Raw genomic sequence first — 19639 nt, forward strand, 5'->3', positions numbered from 1 at the left:
CGGGGCAAACTAAACCGATCGAATTCTTGGGACGCTGATACCATCAGTATGCACAAAAAGCGTAACGAAAAGAACAAGCCGCACTGCCTGATCTTTTTCAGGCAAGGCGGCTTTTTCTTTTCGTGCCCGCGAGGGTAGCGATGTGAAAGCGCTACTGAAGTAGTGGGTGAGTGTCCCGACGTCGTTGGCTGAAGCGCTGCAATCGTGAGGAGTTGCAGCAGTTCAGCTGGTGCCGGGTTCAATGGCAGTAACCGATTGGTAGTGCCGATGAACCATTCGCCTGACTCCAGGGTCGGCCGGATTTCAACCTTGTAGCGTATTTTCTCATCGCAGAGAAGGAGAACGAAATGGCAACAGCCGCAAAGAAACCAGCAGCAAAACCGGCAGCCAAGACTGCCGCCAAACCGGCCGCCAAGGCCGCCGCAGAAAAACCAGCTGCCAAGTCGGCTGTCGCCACCAAGGGGACGTCTGCAAAAACGGCCGCCAAGCCGGCAGCCAAGCCAGCGGCCAAGGCTGCAGCAAAGCCAGCCGCCAAGGCCGCGGCGAAACCGGCTGCGAAGCCGGCGGCAAAAGCTGCAGCGAAGCCGGCAGCAAAAGCTGCGGCCAAGCCGGCAGCCAAGCAAGTCGCCGCCAAGCCGGCAGCGAAGAAGACTGCCGCCGCAAAGCCGGCAGCAAAAACCGCAGCCAAGTCAGTAGCAAAAGCCGCAGCGACCAAGCCGGCGGCGAAAGCGCCAGTCAAGGCAGCCGCAACCAAGACCGCAGCAAAGGCCCCAGCGAAGACTGCTGCCAAAGCACCAGCCAAGACTGCTGCCAAAGCACCAGCCAAGACCGCCGCCAAGGGGACGTCTGCGAAGACGGCCGCCAAGGCACCAGCCAAGGCCGCCGCGCAAGCACCAGCCAAGACTGCGGCCAAGGCACCTGCAAAGACTGCAGCCAAGGCACCAGCAAAGACTGCAGCCAAGGCGCCAGCCAAGACTGCAGCCAAGGCCCCAGCCAAGACTGCCGCCAAAACTCCAGCGAAAACCGCCGCCAAGGCACCAGCGAAGACCGCAGCCAAAGCACCAGCGAAGACTGCAGCCAAAGCTCCAGCGAAGACCGCAGCCAAAGCTCCAGCGAAGACCGCAGCCAAAGCTCCAGCGAAGACCGCAGCCAAAGCTCCAGCGAAGACCGCAGCCAAAGCTCCGGTCAAGACCGCAGCCAAAGCTCCAGCCAAGACCGCAGCCAACGCTCCAGCAAAGACCGCAGCCAAAGCTCCAGCAAAGACCGCAGCCAAAGCTCCAGCAAAGACCGCAGCCAAAGCTCCAGCAAAGACCGCAGCCAAAGCTCCGGCCAAGACTACAGCCAAAGCTCCAGCAAAGACCGCGGCCAAGGCACCAGCCAAGGCAGCAGCCAAGACCGCCACGAAGGCACCAGCGAAGCAGGCAGCAGCCAAGACCGCCACGAAGGCACCAGCGAAGCAGGCAGCAGCCAAGACTGCAGCCAAGGCACCAGCGAAGCAGGCAGCGACCAAGACTGCAGCCAAGACCGCAGCTACGAAAACTGCAGCCCAGGCCCCAGCCAAGGCGGCAGCCACCAAGCCGGCAGCCAAGCCAGCCGTAACGGAAGCGCCGAAAGCGGCAGCGACCAAATCAGCCGCAGCCAAGCCGGTTGCCAAGCCAGCCGCAACGAAGGCCGAAGCCAAGCCTGAAGCAACGAAGGCCGAAGCCAAACCTGAAACGACGAAAGCCGAAGCCAAGCCAGAAGCGATGAAGGCCGAAGCCAAGCCTGAAGCGGTGAAAGCCGAAGCCAAGCCTGAAGCGGCAGCGGCCAAGACGGCAGCGAAAAAGCCGGCAGCGAAGAAGCCGGCCGCCAAGGGCGCGTCCAGCGCCGACGGCAAGCCGGCAGGCCAACCGGCAGCGCAGCCGGCCGCCCAGGCAGGCGCCGAGGCCAAGCCAGCCGCAGCGGCTCCGGCTGCGAAGACCACGCTGTCGCCGGCGGCCGCCTGGCCGTTCCCGACCAGCAGCCGTCCATAACAGCAGGACACGCCCGCTTAGGGCAAAATACCGCTGTGTGAACTGTTCACACAGCGGTTTTTTATTTCAAGGAGTAGTCGTGCTGCCCATTCTTCAGTTGATCGTCGATACCGTTGCCACCATATTGGGTGCGGTGCTGCTCCTGCGTTTCTGGATGCAGGCCATCCGCGTTCGTCCTCCCTCGTCCGTGGCGCAGTTCACCTTCACGCTGAGCGATTGGCTGGTCAAGCCGTTGCGCCGCATCGTGCCGGGCGCCGGCGGCTACGACTGGGCGAGCCTGATCGCGGCCTTCCTCGTGGTGCTGCTCGCGACCTCGATCTACCTGCTTGCCGGCGTCAGTGGGGAACAGGTGTTCCTGTTCGCGCTGGCCCGCTTCATCAAGTGGATCATCTACGGCTTCGTCGCGCTCTTGATCATCGAGGCCATCTTCAGCTGGGTCAATCCGCACGCGCCGCTGGCGCCGTTCGTGCACGAGCTGAATGCTCCACTACTGCGGCCGATCCGCCGGGTGGTGCCGCCGATCGGCGGGCTGGATCTGTCAGTGCTGGTGGCGGTATTGCTGCTGCAGATTGCCTTGTACCTGCTGAGGATTGTGATACCGGGACCATACTGAGCGGGACCGTATTGAGGTCTTCCGGCCGGATGTGAAAATGGGCAGCCTGGGCTGCCCATTTTTTTTGCGCTGCGTGTGCCCAGCTTAATTGAAACGGTAGCCGAAGGCGGCTTCGAAGCGGTTGGCGATTTCAACAGGGGTGAACGTGTGGTTCTGGCCGCCCTGGTGGGCGATCTTGATCGAGCCGAGCAGGCTGGCCAGGCGGCCCGTCGTGTTCCAGTCGTAGCCCTGGGCGATGCCGTACAGGAGGCCGGCGCGGTAGGCGTCGCCGCAGCCGGTCGGGTCGACCACGCTGGCCGCCGGCACGGCCGGGATGTCGTAGCGTTCGCCGCCGGCGTAGATCTCCGAACCTTTCTCGCCGCGCGTGACGATCAGCGCGTCCAGGCGCGCTGCGATCTGCTCGAGCGTCAGCTTGGTGCGTTCCATCACCATCTCGAATTCGTAGTCGTTTGCGGCCAGGTAGGTAGCCTGCTCGATGAAGCTGAGCAGTTCTTCGCCGCTGAACATCGGCAGCTGCTGGCCCGGGTCGAACATGAAGGGCACGCCCTGCGCGGCGCAGTCGCGTGCGTGCTTGAGCATGCCGTCGCGGCCGTCCGGGGCGATGATGGCGACGCGCAGCGCGCCGCAGTCGGCCACGTTGTTCTCGTGCGAGAACTGCATCGCGCCAGGGTGGAAGGCGTTGATCTGGTTGTTGTCCTGGTCGGCCGTGACGAAGCACTGGGCCGTGTAGGCGTCTTGAATAGTCTTGATGGCGCGCGTCTTGATGCCGAAGTTGCGCAGGCGCTCGAGGTAGTCGCCGCCGTCCTGGCCGATGGTCGCCATGATCAGCGGGTCGCCGCCCAGCAGCTTTAGGTTGTAGGCGATGTTGGCCGAGCAGCCGCCGTATTCGGTGCGCAGGGTCGGCACCAGGAACGAGACGTTGACGCGGTGCAGCTGGTCCGCCAGCAGCGTTTCGGCGAAGCGGCCGTGGTACTGCATGATTTTGTCGAAAGCCAGCGATCCGCAGATCAGGGTGGTGTGGGTCATAGATTCAGGGGTAGAAGACGGCGATGTGGTAGCCGGATGGTTTCAGGTCGTCCACGCGAAAGCGCAGCTTGACCGGTTGCTCGGCGCCGGGCGCCATGCCGTTCGCCAGCGGCGTTTCCGGCGCGAGGTAGTCAGTTGGGGGGAACACGCGGCGCACCAGTGGCTTGTCGTTGGCGTCGATCAGGGTCAGCTCCAGGCTCGGCCAGGCCTGCGCGGTGCCGGCGCCGTTGCGCAGCTCGGTCGTGAACGAATAGGCGTTGCCCCCCAAGGTGGTCAGTTCGCCCGTTTCGATGACGAGCTTGTCGACCTGCGCGGGCAGCTCGACGCGGCAGCCCAGCAGCGCGCAGCTGGAGGCCAGCGCGGCTTTCGTCGAGGGGAAGCGGGCGGCGAGGGCGTTGCGGAAGGTGATGGCGCCTTGCGCGATCAACACGAGCAGCAGCACGATCGAGCCCGCCAGCATGGCGATCCTGCGCGTGCGGCCAAGCTGCTCCTGGTGGCGGCTGCGCTTGACGAATTCAGGCTCGTCGATCTCCGCCACGCGCAGTTTCGGCTGCGACCCGATTTTGGTCGGGGTGAGCTTGGAGCGGCGCGCGGCAGCCTTTTCGGCACGTTTGGCGGCCGGCGTGCCTGCCATCGGCGGCAAGGCCGCTGCGGGGGCGGTAGCGATGCTGGCAGCGGACTCGCGCGTCAGCAGCGGTGGCGCGTCGTGGGCGCGCTGCTTCGCCTGCGGCGCGGCGCTGATAACTGGCTGAGGATCGGGCTCGTGGCCGGGCAGGGGCGCTGCCACCAGCTCTTCGTCCACGGGCAGGTCGAAGGTGGGCTCGTAGCGGCCGGCGGGTGCTGGTGCCACGGCGGCAGGCGCAGGTGCATGCGCAGGCGCCGCTGGGGCAGGCTCGGCGGCCACGACAGCCGTCTCAGCCTCAGCCTCAGCCTCACCCTCATCGTCAAGCGCGGACGGCACTTCCTGCACGGTTGGCTCGGCGTCAGCCGGCGGCCGCGACCAGGGCTGCAGCAGCGAGAGCGGATCGATGTCCTCGTCCGCCGGCGCGGCGGGTTCGGCCTCGCCGCCGGCGTCGGGCGACGCCACCTTCGGCAGGATGCCGAGCGGGTCGAAGGTGTGGTCGAAGTCGAGCGTATAGACCGGCTGGCCGTCGAAATCCGGCGACTCGGGCAGCGCTGGCGCGGCCGGGCTGTCGGGGGCGGTGCTGTCCTCGGGTTCGACGATGACGAAGGGCAGGGCGTCGTCGGCCGTTGCGGTATCGGTGTCAGGTGCAACAGGGGGAGTGGATGCGGCAGGGACGGAAGAGGCGGCAGCATCAGCGCTAGCAGCAGCCGGCGCCTTCACCGGCAGCTTGTCGAGATCGACCAGCGTGGCGCTGCCGTCGAAGATTTCCTGGCAGGCGCCGCAGCGCACGATGCCCCCGCGCAGCTTGAGTTGGTCCGAGGCGACCCGGAACATCGTGCCGCAATGGGGGCATTGTGTAGCCAGCGCCATGCCTGGGCTCCTGTTAGCTGCTGGTTGCGGAGCGCGCGGCCGGTACCGTGTCCTGGCCGAGCGTCCCGTGGAGGGCGACCCAGCCGTCTTGCTCGGCCCAGACGCCCAGCTTGATGAAAGGTGCGTAAGCGGCGGCAACTTCCTCGGCCTGGCGCGCCAGCACGCCCGACAGCACCAGCGAACCGCCCGGCGCCACGCGGCCGGACAACATCGGCGCCATCAGCTTCAATGGGCTCGACAGGATGTTGGCGACGACGATGTCGAACTTGCCGCTCCTGTGGCGTTCGTTCGTCGCGGCGGCCAGGTCGTTCGGCACATAGAAGCTGATGTCGCAGCCATTGCGCTCGGCGTTGGCGCGCGCCGACTCGATTGCCTGCGGGTCGATATCGACACCGGTGACGTCCGCAGCATCGAGCTTCTTGGCGACCATCGCCAGGATCCCGGAACCGCAGCCATAGTCCAGCACCGACTTGCCCGGCGCAGGATGTGCTTCCAGCCACTCCATGCACAGGCGGGTGGTCGGATGGCTGCCGGTGCCGAAGGCCAGGCCCGGATCGAGCTCGAGAATCAACCCGTCAGGGTCAGGTGCTTCGTGCCAGCTCGGCACGACCCAGATGTTGGTGCCGATGTGGATCGGCTCGAACTGCGACTGGGTCAGGCGCACCCAGTCGGCATCGGCCACGGCGCGCGTGGTGAATGCCGGCGCTTGCGTCAGTCCGATGGCGGCAGCCGCTTCCGCGATGATGGCAGCCTGGTCAGCGTCGACGTCGGTCAGCGCCACCACGCGGCTGTGGTCCCAGGCCGCTTCGGTCGGTTCCATGCCCGGCTCGCCGAACAGCGGCTTTTCCTGGTCCGTACCCTCGTCGGCGTCCTCCACCGAGACCGACAGCGCGCCCGCTTCCATCAAGGCGTCCGACAGGGCCTCCGCGTGGTCGCGTGCGATTTCGATGACGACTTCAGTCCAGCTCATGCGTCTGCCTTGTTATCAGGGGCCACCACGACCTTCGTGTCCGGGCGGTTGGCCAGCTTTTGCTCGAGGTAGTGGATGTTGGTGCCGCCTTCGATGAAACGGGCATCGACCATCAGCTCGCGGTGCAGCTGGATGTTGGTCAGGATACCTTCCACCACCATTTCGGAGAGCGCAATCTGCATGCGGCGAATTGCCTGCTCGCGGGTTGCACCGTAGGAAATTACCTTGCCGATCATCGAGTCGTAATGAGGTGGAACATAATATCCTGCATACGAGTGCGAATCGACACGGATGCCAGGCCCGCCCGGCGGGTGCCAGCCGGTAATGCGGCCCGGCGACGGCGTGAACTTGAACGGGTCTTCCGCGTTGATGCGGCATTCGATGGCGTGGCCGGCCAGCATGATGTCGCGCTGGCGGAAGCGCAGCTTCTCGCCGCAGGCGATGCGGATCTGTTCCTGCACGATGTCGATGCCGGTGATCATTTCCGTGACCGGGTGTTCGACCTGGACGCGGGTGTTCATCTCGATGAAATAGAACTCGCCATTCTCGTACAGGAATTCAAACGTGCCGGCGCCACGGTAGCCGATCTTGCGGCAGGCTTCGGCGCAGCGGTCGCCGATCTTTTCGATCAGCTTGCGCGGGATGCCCGGCGCCGGTGCTTCCTCGATCACCTTCTGGTGGCGGCGCTGCATCGAGCAGTCGCGCTCGCCCAGCCAGACGGCGTTCTTGTGTTCGTCGGCGAGGATCTGGATTTCCACGTGGCGTGGATTTTCCAGGTACTTCTCCATATAGACTTCCGGATTGCCGAAGGCGGAACCGGCTTCGGTCTTGGTCATCTGTACCGCGTTGAGCAGGGCCGCTTCAGTATGGACGACGCGCATGCCGCGTCCGCCGCCGCCGCCGGCCGCCTTGATGATGACCGGATAGCCGACCTTGCGGGCGGTCTGGATGATTTCCTTCGGGTCGTCCGGCAGCGCGCCATCCGAGCCCGGCACGCAAGGCACGCCGGCGCGGATCATGGCCTGCTTGGCCGAGACCTTGTCGCCCATCAAGCGGATCGAGTCGGAACGCGGGCCGATGAAGACGAAGCCCGATTTTTCCACGCGCTCGGCGAAGTCGGCGTTTTCCGACAGGAAGCCGTAGCCTGGGTGGATGGCTTCGGCGTCGGTCACTTCGGCGGCGCTGATGATGGCCGGCATGTTCAGGTAGCTCAGCGACGACTGCGCCGGGCCGATGCACACGGACTCGTCGGCCAGCTTCACATACTTGGCGTCCTTGTCGGCTTCCGAGTGCACGACCACCGTCTTGATGCCCATTTCGCGGCATGCACGCTGGATACGCAACGCGATTTCACCACGATTGGCGATGAGAATTTTTTCAAACATGTTTAGGCTTGTTCTGTGAGAGTGCCGGCGTCGTGCGCCGGCCTGGGTTCGGGATCATGCGGCCGGAACGATGTCACGGCCGGAGGGCGCAACTAAAGCCGACGTTAGCCGATCACGAACAGCGGCTGGCCGAATTCGACCGGCTGGCCATTTTCCACCAGGATCTTGGTCACAACGCCGGACACTTCGGCGTCAATTTCGTTCAGGAGCTTCATCGCCTCGATGATGCAGATGGTCTCGCCTTCCTTGATGGTGCTGCCGACTTCAACGAACGCAGCAGCGCCCGGAGCGGACGAACGGTAGAAGGTGCCGACCATTGGCGACTTGATGACATGGCCGGTCGGCTCGGCCGGGGCTGCCGGCGCCGGTGCGGCGACGGGCACGGCCGGGGCTGCCGGAGCCTGTGCCGAGAACTGCTGCATGCCGTTCGACGGCATCATGACCATCTGGCCTTGGGGCGTAGCGGACGACTTGACGATGCGGACCTTGCTTTCGCCTTCGGTCACTTCGAGTTCGGCGATGTCCGATTCGGCGACGAGGTCAATCAAAGTCTTGAGTTTACGTAGATCCATGTGAAACCCCTTGGAATTATTGTGTGGAGATTAAAACAGCGGAGCCAGGAGAGGGCTCCGCTGCGCATGATGCCTGAAGTTGACGTAGATTAAAGCTATTTGAGCGCAAAGTCGATGGCAAACCGGTATCCGTCCACGCCCAGCCCGCAGATAGTGCCACGGGCAATGGCCGACAGGTAGGAATGGTGGCGGAAGGCCTCGCGCTGGTAAATATTTGAGATATGCACTTCAATGAACGGGATCGCCACCGCAGCCAACGCATCGCGCAATGCAACGCTCGTGTGGGTCAGCCCGCCAGGATTGATGACGATGGCGTCGATGCCTTCCTCGCGGGCGGCATGGATGCGGTCGATCAGCGCACCTTCGTGGTTACTCTGGAAGCAGGAAAGCGTCGCGCCTGCAGCCGTGGCCTGGGCCTGGGCTGCACTTTCGATGTCGGCCAGCGTTGCCGCGCCATACACCGCAGGCTCTCGGGTTCCCAGCAGGTTCAGATTGGGACCGTTGAGCAGCAGTAGCTTTTTCGCCATTATTTTGTAGAGTCTTTCCTCGAAAGTGACGCATTTTGCCGCTAACGTCAGCTATTGGCAAGCGATAAAATTCTCTGTGGATACTGCCAACTGGGTAGCAACTGGCACGCCGTTCCAAAAGACAAGCGTTCGCGATCCCTACAGTGCCGCCAGGTCGGCCTTCAGCTCGTCGAACTTCAGCTTGCCGAGGTAGGTCTTCTTTACTTGCCCGTCGGCACCAATCAGCACCGTGAAGGGCAGGCCGCCGCTCGGGTTGCCGAAGCCGCGCGACAGTTCGGTGCCGCCCATGCCGCCCACGTACAGCGGGTACTTGATATTGTGCTTGGTCGCAAATTCACTCATCGCGCTCGGGGAATCGATGCCGACCCCGATCACATTGAAGCGCTTGCCGGCTTCCTCGTCCGCCAGCGCGGAGAGTTCCGGCATTTCCTGTACGCACGGGCCGCACCAGGTCGCCCAGAAATTCACCAGCAGCGCCTTGCCCTTCCATTGGGCGAGCGCCTGCGGCTTGCCCGACAGGTCGTTCAGGGTTTGCGCATATAGATTAGTGGTGGCGGTATGGGCCGGGCCACCGGTCGGCGCAATGGCGGTGGTGAGCGGCGGCGCATCCTTTTTGAGGCCAAACACGGCGCCCAGCGCGCCGAAGAGCACTGCCACGGCCGCGAATGCGGCCAATTTCTTCTTATTCATTCGTCCTGTTCCAGGGATTGATCGACAGACATCAGGGCGCGCAGGCCGGCAGCGTCGACGCGCTGCAGGCGGCCGTCGCCCCGCGGTTTGAGTGCGCCGCGCAAGTCATGAAAATCATACAACTCGGCGTGCACGGCCTCCTTATGCCACAGGAAGCTCACCGTTTCAACCGGATCATGGCGCGCACCCTTGAAATGCGGGGTTTCCGAGATCTCTATATTGACGTTGCGGTTCAGGAGGAAAATCTCGACTTCCTTGGCGCTGTCGGCAAACAGTTGCAGGTGGATGTCGTCGTGCTCGCCGGCAGTGCCGTTCAGCACGGCGCCGGTGAGGTAGGGATTGAACTCGGCCAGTGCGTCCATGACTTCCAGGGCTTTTGCACGCAGGCCGCGCAAGCGCTCCGCGTGCCCGGTGCCGCCGAACAAGGCCTGGTAGCGCCGCACCTCGTCCTCGATCTCGCCATTGTCGGGCATCAGGTTCGGCTGCGGCTGGTCCACGCCGAGCACCTGGCGGGCCGCTTTCTTGCGCGCCGTGGCATAGTCGGCGCCGTCCTGCGCGATCATGCGCGCGGCAGTTGCGGCGATCTGGGCGCGCAACTGCTGAAGGTCATAGTTCTGTGTTGGCATCATGACCTCGATCATACTCTTGAACTAAAAACGGCATCGCGTCGGGTAGAATCGCGTATTCGCAAACTTCCTCACGATCATGCACATTCACATCCTCGGCATTTGCGGCACCTTCATGGGCGGCCTGGCGGTCCTGGCGAAAGAAGCCGGCCACCGGGTAACCGGTTGCGACGCCAACGTCTATCCCCCGATGAGCACCCAGCTCGAAGCCCAGGGTATCGAGCTGATCCAAGGCTACGGGCCGGAGCAGGTCTCGCTCAATCCTGACCTGTACGTCGTCGGTAACGTGATGACCCGCGGTAACCCGCTGATCGAGGAAATCCTGAACCGCGGCCTGCCGTATGTGTCGGGCCCGCAGTGGATTGGTGAGCATATCCTGCGCGAAAAGTGGGTGCTGGCCGTGGCTGGCACACATGGCAAGACCACGACCTCGTCGATGCTGGCCTGGATCCTGGAAGACGCGGGTTACGCGCCTGGCTTCCTGATCGGCGGCGTGCCGATGAATTTCGGCATCTCGGCGCGCCTGTCGGGCGCGACCGACTCCGATTTCTTCGTCATCGAAGCGGACGAGTACGACACGGCCTTTTTCGACAAGCGTTCCAAGTTCGTGCACTACCATGCCAAGACGGCCGTGCTGAACAACCTGGAATTCGACCACGCCGACATCTTCCCGGACATCGGCGCCATCGAAACCCAGTTCCACCACCTGGTGCGTACCGTGCCGGGCGTGGGGCGCCTGGTCGTGAATGGCGACGAAGCCTCGCTCGGCCGCGTCCTCAAGCGCGGCTGCTGGAGCGACAAGGAAACCTTCGGCGTGTCCGAGGGCGTGAACTGGGCGCTGGTCGAGCATCCGGGCGGCGCCAGCTTCGACGTCGTCTTCAATGGCGAATCGCAGGGCACCGTGCACTGGGACCTGACCGGCAAGCACAACCGCACCAACGCGCTGGCCGCGATCGCCGCGGCGCGCCACGTCGGCGTGCCGGTGGCCCAGGCCGTCGATTCGCTGTCGCGCTTCCAGAGCGTCAAGCGCCGCATGGAAGTGCGCGGCGTGGTCAACAACATCACCGTCTACGACGATTTCGCGCATCACCCGACGGCGATCGCGACCACCGTGGGCGGGCTGCGCCAGCGCATCGGCGCAGTAAAGCAAGAACCTTCTGGCCGCATCCTCGCCGTGCTGGAACCGCGCTCGAACACAATGAAACTCGGCGCCATGAAAGACGCGCTGCCGGGCAGCCTGAAAGATGCGGACCTCGTGTTCGGCTTCGGCAGCCAGCAGGCGCTGGGCTGGTCGCTGGCCGACGCCCTGAAACCGCTCGGCACGATCGCGCACAGTTTCGACCAGATCGACTACATGGTGCAGGCGATCATCCAGGCCGCCCAGCCGGGCGACCACATCCTCGTGATGAGCAATGGCGGCTTCGGCGGCGTGCACCAGAAGCTGCTCGAGGCGCTGGCCAAATGATTTTGTACCTTCACGGCTTTCGTTCCTCGCCGCGCTCGTTTAAAGCGCGCGTGGTGCAGGAGCGCATGACGGCCGCCGGGCGCGCGAACGACCTGATCTGCCCGCAACTGCCGGCCTCGCCCAAAGCGGCGATGGAACTGGCCCTGCTGCTGGCCGAACGCCATGCGCCCGGCAATCTCGCCATTGTCGGCTCCTCGCTGGGTGGCTTTTATGCGACCTGGCTGGCCGAGCGCCTCGGCGTGCCCGCTGTGCTGCTCAATCCCGCGGTCGATCCCTGCGCCAGCCTGGACAAGCACGTCGGCCTCACCACCGGCTGGCACTCGAACGAACCGTTTGAATTTCGCCGCGAATACGTCGACGAGCTGGCCGCATTGCGGGTCGAACGCATCACGCGGCCCGAGCGCTATTTCCTGATCGCGGCCACCGGCGACGAAGTATTGAACTACCGCGACATGGTCGCCCACTACCCCGGCGCGCGCCAGCATGTGATCGAGGGAAGCGACCACGCGATTTCCGAATTCCCACAATATGTGGACGAGGTGCTGGCGTTTTGCCAGCCGGACTGGACCAGGGCCACGCAGACAGGCATGGCAGGGTGAGGGGGCAGTCGCTGCGACTGGCGAAATGGCACCGTCATGCCGATGCCGTCGGTGCCGATGCCTTGACGCGCGACTGGCTGGCGACCAGGGGTTCGCTGACCGCGCGCCTGATTGCCGGCAGCGATGCCTTCCGGGTGAAACGCCTGCATCAGAAGGTGGCGGTCTGTTCGCTGGAGGAAGCGGCGGCGATCGGCTTGCCGCGCCGCGAGCATGTCTGGGAACGCGAAGTATTGCTGTGTTGCGACGGCAGGCCGGTGGTCTTCGGCCATACCGTCGTGCCGATGTCGGCCACCGCCAGCGACTGGCCGCTGTTTTCCGCGCTGGGTGAACGTTCGCTCGGCACGACCCTGTTTTACGATCCGCTTGTCAGGCGCGGGCCACTCGAGTTTGCCCGGCTGCGCGATGGTCATCCGCTGCTGGCGCGCCTGAGGGGCGCCCTGGGCGAGAGTGTGGACGGACATGTTTTCCATGCGCGGCGCTGTGTCTACCGCCGCCATCAAGGCTTGCTGATGGTCACCGAGGTATTCTTGCCCGCGGTGCTCGATCTCCCAGGCGCAACAATCAAGAACGCGAAATAAGATGAATCTATTTTTTGAAGAATCGGGCGACTTCAAGGTCGGCACGGTGCTGTCCACGGCTGGTGAAGCCTATCAGGTGGAGCTCTCCAGCGGCAAGCGCACCAAGGTCAAGATGAAGGACGTACTCCTGCAATTCGAGAAGCCGGCGCCCGAGGTGCTGCTCGACGACGCCAAGGCCATCGCCGCCGAGGTCGACCTCGACTTCCTGTGGGAAGTGGCCGGCCAGGAGGAATTCGGTTTTGCCGAGCTGGGCGCCGAATATTTTGGGCACGCACCGACGCCCATCGAGGCCGCGGGCCTGGTGCTGGCGCTGCACACTGCCCCGATCTACTTCTACAAGAAGGGGCGCGGACGCTACAAGGCTGCTCCCGAGCAGTCGCTGCGCGCCGCCCAGGCCGGCATCGAAAAGAAGAAGCAGCAGGCGCTGGTGCAGGCCGGCTATGTCGAGCAGCTCAAAGGGGGCACGCTGCCGGAAACGATGCAGCCGATGGTCGCCCAGTTGCTGTTCAAGCCGGACAAGAACACCATCGAATACAAGGCCCTGGCGGCCGCGGCCGAAGAACTGAAGACGACCGAGGCGCGGCTGATGCTGTCCACGAAAGGCATCGCCTCGCCCAAGGATCTGCACATGGGCCGCTTCCTGTTCGAGCACTTCCCGCGCGGCGCCGGTTTCGCGCCGGTGGACGTGCCGAGCGCGCCGACGGCGCTGCCGACGGCCAGCGTCGCCGCCTTCTCGATCGACGACGTCACCACCACGGAAATCGACGACGCCTTCTCGGTCGAGCACCTGGAAGACGGCACCGTGCGCGTGGGTATCCACATCGCCGCGCCGGGCCTGGCGATCAAGCCGGACGACGCCATCGACAAGATCGCGCGCAGCCGCATGTCGACCGTGTACATGCCGGGCGATAAAATCACGATGCTTCCGGACGAGGTGGTGAACGCCTTCACCCTGGCCGAAGGCAATACCTGCCCGGCGCTGTCGCTCTACGCGGTCCTGAATCCCGAAGACTGGTCGACGGTGTCGACCACGACCCGCGCCGAGCTGGTGCCGATCAAGAGCAACCTGCGCCACAACGACCTCGATGAGCTGGTGAACGAGGAAACGCTGGAAAGCGGCGCCGGCGAGTATCCGCACAAGGCGGAACTCGCTCTGCTGTGGAAATGGGCGTTGAAACTGGAAGCGGGGCGCATGCAAAAGCGCGAGGCCTTTGGCCTGAAACCCGAGCAGGGCAACCGCGTCGACTTCAATTTCTATGTCGAGGACGACGTGGTCTCGATCGTGCGCCGCAAGCGCGGCGCGCCGCTCGACAAGATCGTCGCCGAGCTGATGATTTTCGCGAACAGCACCTGGGGCAAGCTCCTGCACGACTCGGGCGTGCCCGGCATCTACCGTTCGCAGGGCGCCGGCAGCGGCGCCGGCTGGGCGGCCAAGATGCAGGTGCGCATGGTCACGCACGCGGCCCCGCACCAGGGCCTCGGCGTGGACCAATACGCCTGGAGCACCTCGCCGCTGCGCCGCTACACCGACCTGGTCAACCAGTGGCAGATCATCGCCTGCGCCGAACACGGCGTGACCGCGCCGCTGGTGGCCCCGTTCAAGCCGCGCGACGCGACGCTGTTCTCGATCGTCTCGGCTTTTGATGCGGCCTATGCCGCCTACAACGAGCACCAGCAGACGATGGAACGCTACTGGTGCCTGCGCTGGCTGGGGCAGGAAAATGCGAAGCAGGCCGATGCCGTGGTGCTGAAGGACGACGTGCTGCGCCTGACCGACGTGCCGCTGGTGATCCGCCTGTCCGGCATGCCGCCCGTGGCGCGCGGCGCGCAGGTGCGCCTGGACATCGTGCGCTGGGACGAAGTCGACCTGTCGCTCGAGGCCCGCCTGCTGGAAGTGGCGGCGGCGCCGTCCGAGGAACTGGCCTTCGAGGAAGAGGAAGAGGGTGCTGCGGGCGAGGGTGGCGATACCGGCGAAGCGGCGGTGGAAGAAGTCGTGGAAGCCGAAGGTGCGGTGGCCGCCGTGAGTTCGGACGACGCGGCGCCGGCGAACCCGTCAATGACGTAAATAAGGACGTAATGACATGAACGGCGGTCGGATGATCGCCGTTCATGTTGAACACCCGTTGCCGTAGCGCCACCAAGCTCCAAGGATGGCCCACTCGGCCGTTTCGCACGGTAGAATGACTGGATTCCCAGATTCAACTCTTCCAAGCCACCCGCGTGAAGTATTCCCGAGAAAACCGCCCCTTGATGATCGCCCTGACCGCTTCGGTGGCGGCGCACGCGGTCCTGCTCGCCATCCGCTTCGCGGCGCCCGACGCGTTCAAGCTCGAGCCAGCCGACCCCGGCCTGGAAGTCATCCTCGTCAACGCAAAACACAGCAAGGCGCCGGTAAAAGCCGAGGCACTGGCCCAGGCCAACCTGGAAGGTGGCGGCACTGCCGACACCGGACGTTCAAAAAGCCCGCTGCCCGACCTGCGCAAGAACGAAAACGGCGACAGCATCAAGGCCCTGCAAAAGCGCATCGTCGAACTCGAACAGCTCCAGCAGAACGTGCTGACACGCGTGCAGAAGTCCACCTTCACGGCAGCTCCGGTCACCGACAAGGACAAGCCGGATCCGGCCCGCACCGGCATGGATGAAGTCGACACCACGCGCCAGATTGCGCGCATGACGGCCGAGATCACGCAGACGATCGAAGACCAGAACAAGCGCCCGAAGCGCACCCACATTTCGCCCAGCACGCGCCAGGTCGGCTACGCCCTGTACTACAAGGCGATGCAAAAACAGGTGGAGGAAGTCGGCACGCTGAACTTCCCGCAGCAGAACGGTAAAAAGCTCTACGGCGAACTGGTGGTGTCGATTCCCGTCTTCCAGGACGGCAGCCTGTACCAGAAAGAGGGCGGGCCGCGCATCGAGCGTTCGTCCGGCAACCCGGCGCTCGACAAGGCCGCGCTCGACATCGTGCGCCGCGCTGCGCCCTTCGGCGCCTTCCCGCAGAACATGCGCAGCGCCGGCAAGGACGACCTCTGGATCGTGATCACCCGCTTTACCTTTACGCGCGAAGAAAAGCTGAAGGCGCAACTGCAGGAGCAGGCATGATTGACCAATATTGCGTTATCGGCAACCCGATCGCCCATAGCAAGTCCCCCGAAATCCATCCCGTGTTCGCCGCCCAGACCGGCCAGCACCTGAGCTATGTGCGCTGCCTGGCGCCGCTCGACGGTTTTGCAGCGACGGTGCGCGACCTGGTGGCCCAGGGTTACAAGGGCGCCAACGTCACCGTGCCGTTCAAGATCGAGGCGGTGAAGGTGGCCACGCGCCTGACCGAACGGGCGCAGGCCGCCGGCGCCGTCAACACGCTCAGCTTCGTCGATGGCGAGATCGTCGGCGACAACACCGACGGCCCCGGCCTGGTGGCCGACATCGTGCGCAATGCCGGCGTGGCGCTGGCGGGCAAGCGCATCCTGCTGCTGGGGGCGGGCGGGGCGGCGCGCGGCATCATGCTGCCCTTCCTGATGGAGCGCCCCGCATCGATCCTGGTGGCGAACCGCACCGTGGCCACGGCCGAAGCGCTGGTGGCGAATTTTGCCGGACAGGGTATCGAGGTCGCGGCCTGCGGCTTCGCGGACATCACCGGCCCCTACGACATCGTCGTGAATGCCACCTCGAGCAGCCTCGCGGCCGAGATGCCGCCGGTGCCGGCCTCGGCGTTTGCGACAGGCACGCTGGCGGTGGATATCATGTACGGCAACGAGCCGTCGCCGTTCATGCGCTTTGCGGCCGAACACGGTGCCGACACCCGCGACGGGCTTGGCATGCTGGTCGAACAGGCAGCCGAAGCATTTACGATCTGGCGCGGCGTGCGGCCTGCTACGGTTGAAGTCTTCAACAAACTGCGTACAAAAAAATAACAATGGCAAAAAGAGATAATGCGCGAGGCAATGCAAAACGCGCGGGTGGACGCCGCTGGATCAAGTGGATCTTCCTGGGACCAATCCTCGCTTTTATCCTGCTCCAGCTGTATTTCTTCGTCCAGGTCTGCTGGTTCGTGTACTTCAACCCGAGTTCGACCAGTTTCATGCGCCAGCAGCTCTCGGAACTGCGCGAAAAGAGCCCGAAGGCCGAGCTCAAGCACCAGTGGGTGCCCTATGAGCGCATTTCGAACAACCTGAAGCGCGCCGTGGTGGCCTCCGAGGACGCCAATTTCGCCGAGCACCCGGGCATCGACGTCGATGCGCTCGAACGGGCCTGGGAGCGCAACAATCGCAAGGCGAAAGTCGTCGGCGGCGGCTCCACCATTACCCAGCAGCTGGCGAAAAACCTGTTCCTGTCCGGCGAGCGCAGCTACCTGCGCAAGGGGCAGGAGCTGATCATCGCCTTCATGCTCGAATCGGTGATGAGCAAGCGGCGCATCCTCGAGGTCTACTTGAACGTGGTCGAGTTCGGGCGAGGCGTGTTCGGCGCCGAAGCGGCGGCGCGCTACTATTTCCGCACCCCGGCGGCCAGCCTGGCGCCTTCGCAGGCCGCGCGCCTGGCGGTGATGCTGCCCAATCCGCGCTACTACGACCGCCATCGCAGCACCAACTACCTGGTCAAGCGGACCAATCTTATCCAGCGTCGCATGCGCGCCGCAGAATTACCATAAGTTCCGTGATGGATTTCGCTGAAAAATAGCGCAGCGTCGAGGCAAAACCGTCGTTTCGGGGTGGTCGGGCTCGGGCCTAACGGGTACACTTGCGACAGTTTTGATTCCGGCCGAGAAAGCGCATGATCAACGTATTTGTCCTACAAAATGGCCGACTGAACCAGGTACCGATCGCATCGCGCGCCGACCTGGAGAACGCCACGCCTGTCTGGGTCGACCTCACCGACCCGGATGAGGACGAACGCGCCTGGGTCAAGACGATTTATGGCGTCACCCTGCCGGGCGAGGACGAAGTCTCGGACATCGAAGCCTCGGCCCGTTACTACGAAGCCGAAAACGGCGACCTGCACTTGCGTACCGACTTCCTGCTCGAGGAAGACGATGGCCCGTCGCGCGTGGTCACGGTGGCCTTCATCCTGTCGGGCAAAATGCTGTTCTCGGTCCACAACGACGACTTGCCGGTGTTTCGCCTGGTGCGCATGCGCGCCCGTTCGCGTCCCGGTTCGATCGCCGACTACATGGACGTGCTGCTCGACCTATACGCCACCGACGCCGAATATTCGGCCGATGCGCTCGAGGGCATCTACGAGAGCCTGGAAGAAGTCAGCGCGCGCGTGCTGCAAAAGGAATTCACCGACCAGGACGCGGCCGCCGCACTGAATGCCATCGCCCACGAGGAAGACTTGAACGGCCGCATTCGCCGCAACATGATGGACACGCGGCGCGCGGTCAGCTTCCTGATGCGCGGGCGGCTGCTGAACTCGGAACAGTTCGACGAGGCGCGCCAGATCCTGCGCGACATCGAATCGCTCGACGGCCACACGTCCTTCCTGTTCGACAAGGTGAACTTCCTGATGGATGCCACGGTCGGCTTCATCAACATCAACCAGAACAAGATCATCAAGATCTTCTCGGTGGCGTCGGCCGCCGTCCTGCCGCCGACCCTGATCGCCAGCATCTACGGCATGAACTTCCAGAAGTTCCCGGAACTGAACTGGGCCTACGGTTACCCGTTCGCGCTCGGGCTGATGGTGGCCAGTGCGATTTTCCCGCTGTGGTATTTCAGGAAGCGTGGCTGGCTGAAGTTGGCATGATATTGTCGTGAAATAATATTTCACGCTGCTGCGCAGGTTGAAATTTTATTTCACGGCGACCCCATTCAGGGGTTCGCGGAAACCTTCGCCGCCATCCTCGCAGCGCATCCGGCTCAGCACCTTCCCGCGCCGCGACACGATGACCCCATCCTCGAATTCGGGCGTCGCGCCATCTTCCCCGCGTCCGACCCTGCTGTAGACCGTATAGGTATAGGCCCCGCGCTGGAAGGCGACCGTCGTTTCGCCGCCGCCGATCAGCGGCGCCGACTTCACCGTGAACGCGGCGCGCGCCTGGCGGCCCGGCTCGGGATAGGTCAGTTCGAGCGCCTCCGGCTTGCCGAAACGATAGCTCAGCATGCCCCGGTCGTCCGCAGCACGGCACAGCGATACCACTTTGCTTCCCACATGGCAGGCGAATACGACGGGCTCGTTCGACGCGCACAGCGACTGCGTCAGCGGCGGCAGGCCTATCGCAGCCAGCGCCAACGAGGGAGCCACGCCGCACAGGGCAACGATGGCCAGCCTAGATACCCAATGCTTTCTTGATTCTCGCAAGGCGCGCTCCGCGGTCGTTCAGTCCGTTCAGGCCGCCGTTGACGGCACGGGTCACGCCCTCGAGGTCGTCAAGATCGGCAAGCGCATTCACTGTACGCGCATCCCAGTAATAGAAAGCCGATTCGATAGCGTATTTGAGTTCGCTCAGCAGCAGGTCGGGCTCCGCGACGAAATCGCGCGGGTCGTTCCCGTTGCGCTCGTTGTGCGCGTCGGTAAAGGCGGCGTAATTCGCCCTGCCGGTGAGCTGCACCAGGCCGCGCCCGCGGTAGCGGTAGCCGTCGCCCGAGGCTTCGTCGCCATTGCCCAGGCGGTTGGCATACACATACGCGAGAAGGCGCTGCGGGTTGCCGGCATAGGTAGCCGGCTCCAGCCAGAGCTTGGGGCGCAGCCGCGCCGGGTGCCCGTCGGGCCCGAGCCTGCAATCGTCCGTCGCGCGGTCGTACTGCGAGGGGCCGCCGCGGCAGCCGAAGATTTCGTGCATGCGCGCGACGGAATAGCTGCCGTTTTCTTCGGTCGCGCGAAAGCTGCTCTCGTGCCCGATCTGCGCGAGGAAGTGGGCGAGGCGCAGCGGGGTGTCGACTTCGTAGCGGCGTGCGTAATCGTTCAGGGCGTCGACCATGCCGGCGTAATGGCTGTCGGGATTGCCGCTGTCGGCCGCGTGCAGGAGGGCAAGCGTGATGAGCGGGCCGTCGGCCCTGGGCAGGGGCTGCTGCGAGCGCGGCACCCGCGAACGGGGCGCGCCGGGAGGGGAGCGTCGTAGTCGTGCCATGGTCGAGTCCAACCG

At 64.3% G+C, this 19639-nt stretch carries 20 protein-coding genes; 10 read left to right on the forward strand and 10 right to left on the reverse strand.

Annotated features, from left to right (window positions below; genetic code table 11):
* The first annotated feature begins 347 nt into the window (after window positions 1–347).
* On the forward strand, window positions 348–2012 hold the full coding sequence (locus ACFPN5_RS15480; RefSeq protein ID WP_379784653.1) for a hypothetical protein: 1665 nt from the start codon (window positions 348–350) through the stop codon (window positions 2010–2012).
* 79 nt (window positions 2013–2091) lie between these two features.
* Window positions 2092–2625, forward strand: coding sequence for a YggT family protein (locus ACFPN5_RS15485; protein WP_379784654.1), 534 nt, complete (start codon window positions 2092–2094; stop codon window positions 2623–2625).
* Window positions 2626–2709: 84 nt separating this feature from the next.
* Here ACFPN5_RS15485 and ACFPN5_RS15490 read toward each other — a convergent pair whose 3' ends face one another.
* The 8 genes from ACFPN5_RS15490 to ACFPN5_RS15525 all read right to left on the reverse strand — a co-directional run bounded on the left by ACFPN5_RS15490 (window position 2710) and on the right by ACFPN5_RS15525 (window position 9919).
* Window positions 2710–3651, reverse strand: a complete 942-nt coding sequence (locus ACFPN5_RS15490) for a carbohydrate kinase family protein (RefSeq protein WP_379784655.1) — start codon at window positions 3649–3651, stop codon at window positions 2710–2712.
* A 4-nt stretch (window positions 3652–3655) separates the two neighbouring features.
* Window positions 3656–5146, reverse strand: coding sequence for a zinc-ribbon and DUF3426 domain-containing protein (locus ACFPN5_RS15495; protein WP_379784656.1), 1491 nt, complete (start codon window positions 5144–5146; stop codon window positions 3656–3658).
* 13 nt (window positions 5147–5159) lie between these two features.
* Window positions 5160–6116 carry a 50S ribosomal protein L11 methyltransferase gene (gene prmA, locus ACFPN5_RS15500; RefSeq protein WP_379784657.1) on the reverse strand — a complete coding sequence of 319 codons (957 nt, stop codon included), beginning with the start codon at window positions 6114–6116 and terminating at the stop codon, window positions 5160–5162.
* Window positions 6113–7501, reverse strand: coding sequence for an acetyl-CoA carboxylase biotin carboxylase subunit (accC, locus tag ACFPN5_RS15505; RefSeq protein ID WP_379784659.1), 1389 nt, complete (start codon window positions 7499–7501; stop codon window positions 6113–6115). Before accC ends, prmA begins: the two co-directional genes overlap by 4 nt.
* A 104-nt stretch (window positions 7502–7605) precedes the next feature.
* Entirely contained in the window at window positions 7606–8073 is a 468-nt protein-coding gene (gene accB / locus ACFPN5_RS15510) for an acetyl-CoA carboxylase biotin carboxyl carrier protein (protein ID WP_379784660.1), read from the reverse strand.
* A gap of 95 nt (window positions 8074–8168) precedes the next feature.
* On the reverse strand, window positions 8169–8600 hold the full coding sequence (aroQ, locus tag ACFPN5_RS15515) for a type II 3-dehydroquinate dehydratase (protein ID WP_379784661.1): 432 nt from the start codon (window positions 8598–8600) through the stop codon (window positions 8169–8171).
* A 138-nt stretch (window positions 8601–8738) separates the two neighbouring features.
* Window positions 8739–9290, reverse strand: coding sequence for a TlpA family protein disulfide reductase (locus tag ACFPN5_RS15520; protein WP_379784662.1), 552 nt, complete (start codon window positions 9288–9290; stop codon window positions 8739–8741).
* Complete coding sequence (locus tag ACFPN5_RS15525) at window positions 9287–9919, reverse strand: hypothetical protein (protein ID WP_379784663.1); 633 nt, start codon at window positions 9917–9919, stop codon at window positions 9287–9289. The genes ACFPN5_RS15520 and ACFPN5_RS15525 overlap by 4 nt, the downstream gene beginning before the upstream one ends.
* Window positions 9920–9995: 76 nt before the next feature.
* Here ACFPN5_RS15525 and mpl point away from each other — a divergent pair, with 76 nt between their 5' ends.
* From mpl to corA, 8 genes are all read left to right on the forward strand, one after another.
* Window positions 9996–11381, forward strand: coding sequence for a UDP-N-acetylmuramate:L-alanyl-gamma-D-glutamyl-meso-diaminopimelate ligase (gene mpl, locus ACFPN5_RS15530; RefSeq protein ID WP_379784664.1), 1386 nt, complete (start codon window positions 9996–9998; stop codon window positions 11379–11381).
* Entirely contained in the window at window positions 11378–11980 is a 603-nt protein-coding gene (locus ACFPN5_RS15535; protein ID WP_379784665.1) for a YqiA/YcfP family alpha/beta fold hydrolase, read from the forward strand. Before mpl ends, ACFPN5_RS15535 begins: the two co-directional genes overlap by 4 nt.
* The gene (locus tag ACFPN5_RS15540; protein WP_379784666.1) at window positions 11977–12558 is read left to right on the forward strand and encodes a chorismate--pyruvate lyase family protein; all 582 of its coding nucleotides are present in this window, start codon (window positions 11977–11979) and stop codon (window positions 12556–12558) included. The genes ACFPN5_RS15535 and ACFPN5_RS15540 overlap by 4 nt, the downstream gene beginning before the upstream one ends.
* Before the next feature lies 1 nt (window position 12559).
* Window positions 12560–14623 carry a ribonuclease catalytic domain-containing protein gene (locus ACFPN5_RS15545; RefSeq protein WP_379784667.1) on the forward strand — a complete coding sequence of 688 codons (2064 nt, stop codon included), beginning with the start codon at window positions 12560–12562 and terminating at the stop codon, window positions 14621–14623.
* Window positions 14624–14808: 185 nt separating this feature from the next.
* Window positions 14809–15660, forward strand: a complete 852-nt coding sequence (locus ACFPN5_RS15550) for an energy transducer TonB family protein (protein ID WP_379784668.1) — start codon at window positions 14809–14811, stop codon at window positions 15658–15660.
* On the forward strand, window positions 15657–16472 hold the full coding sequence (gene aroE / locus ACFPN5_RS15555; RefSeq protein ID WP_379784669.1) for a shikimate dehydrogenase: 816 nt from the start codon (window positions 15657–15659) through the stop codon (window positions 16470–16472). Before ACFPN5_RS15550 ends, aroE begins: the two co-directional genes overlap by 4 nt.
* A gap of 2 nt (window positions 16473–16474) precedes the next feature.
* Window positions 16475–17206 carry a monofunctional biosynthetic peptidoglycan transglycosylase gene (gene mtgA / locus ACFPN5_RS15560; protein ID WP_379784670.1) on the forward strand — a complete coding sequence of 244 codons (732 nt, stop codon included), beginning with the start codon at window positions 16475–16477 and terminating at the stop codon, window positions 17204–17206.
* Between the two features lie 122 nt (window positions 17207–17328).
* Window positions 17329–18300: a magnesium/cobalt transporter CorA gene (corA, locus tag ACFPN5_RS15565; protein WP_379784671.1), complete on the forward strand. Its 972-nt coding sequence runs from the start codon at window positions 17329–17331 to the stop codon at window positions 18298–18300.
* Window positions 18301–18345: 45 nt separating this feature from the next.
* Here the strand turns inward: corA and ACFPN5_RS15570 are convergent, their stop codons facing one another.
* Both ACFPN5_RS15570 and ACFPN5_RS15575 read right to left on the reverse strand, forming a co-directional pair.
* On the reverse strand, window positions 18346–18855 hold the full coding sequence (locus tag ACFPN5_RS15570; protein ID WP_379784672.1) for a hypothetical protein: 510 nt from the start codon (window positions 18853–18855) through the stop codon (window positions 18346–18348).
* On the reverse strand, window positions 18824–19624 hold the full coding sequence (locus tag ACFPN5_RS15575; protein WP_379784673.1) for a glycoside hydrolase family 19 protein: 801 nt from the start codon (window positions 19622–19624) through the stop codon (window positions 18824–18826). The genes ACFPN5_RS15570 and ACFPN5_RS15575 overlap by 32 nt, the downstream gene beginning before the upstream one ends.
* Between the last annotated feature and the right edge of the window lie 15 nt (window positions 19625–19639).

The organism is Massilia niabensis (genome assembly GCF_042655085.1).
GTDB classification, from domain to species: Bacteria; Pseudomonadota; Gammaproteobacteria; order Burkholderiales; family Burkholderiaceae_D; genus Telluria; species Telluria niabensis.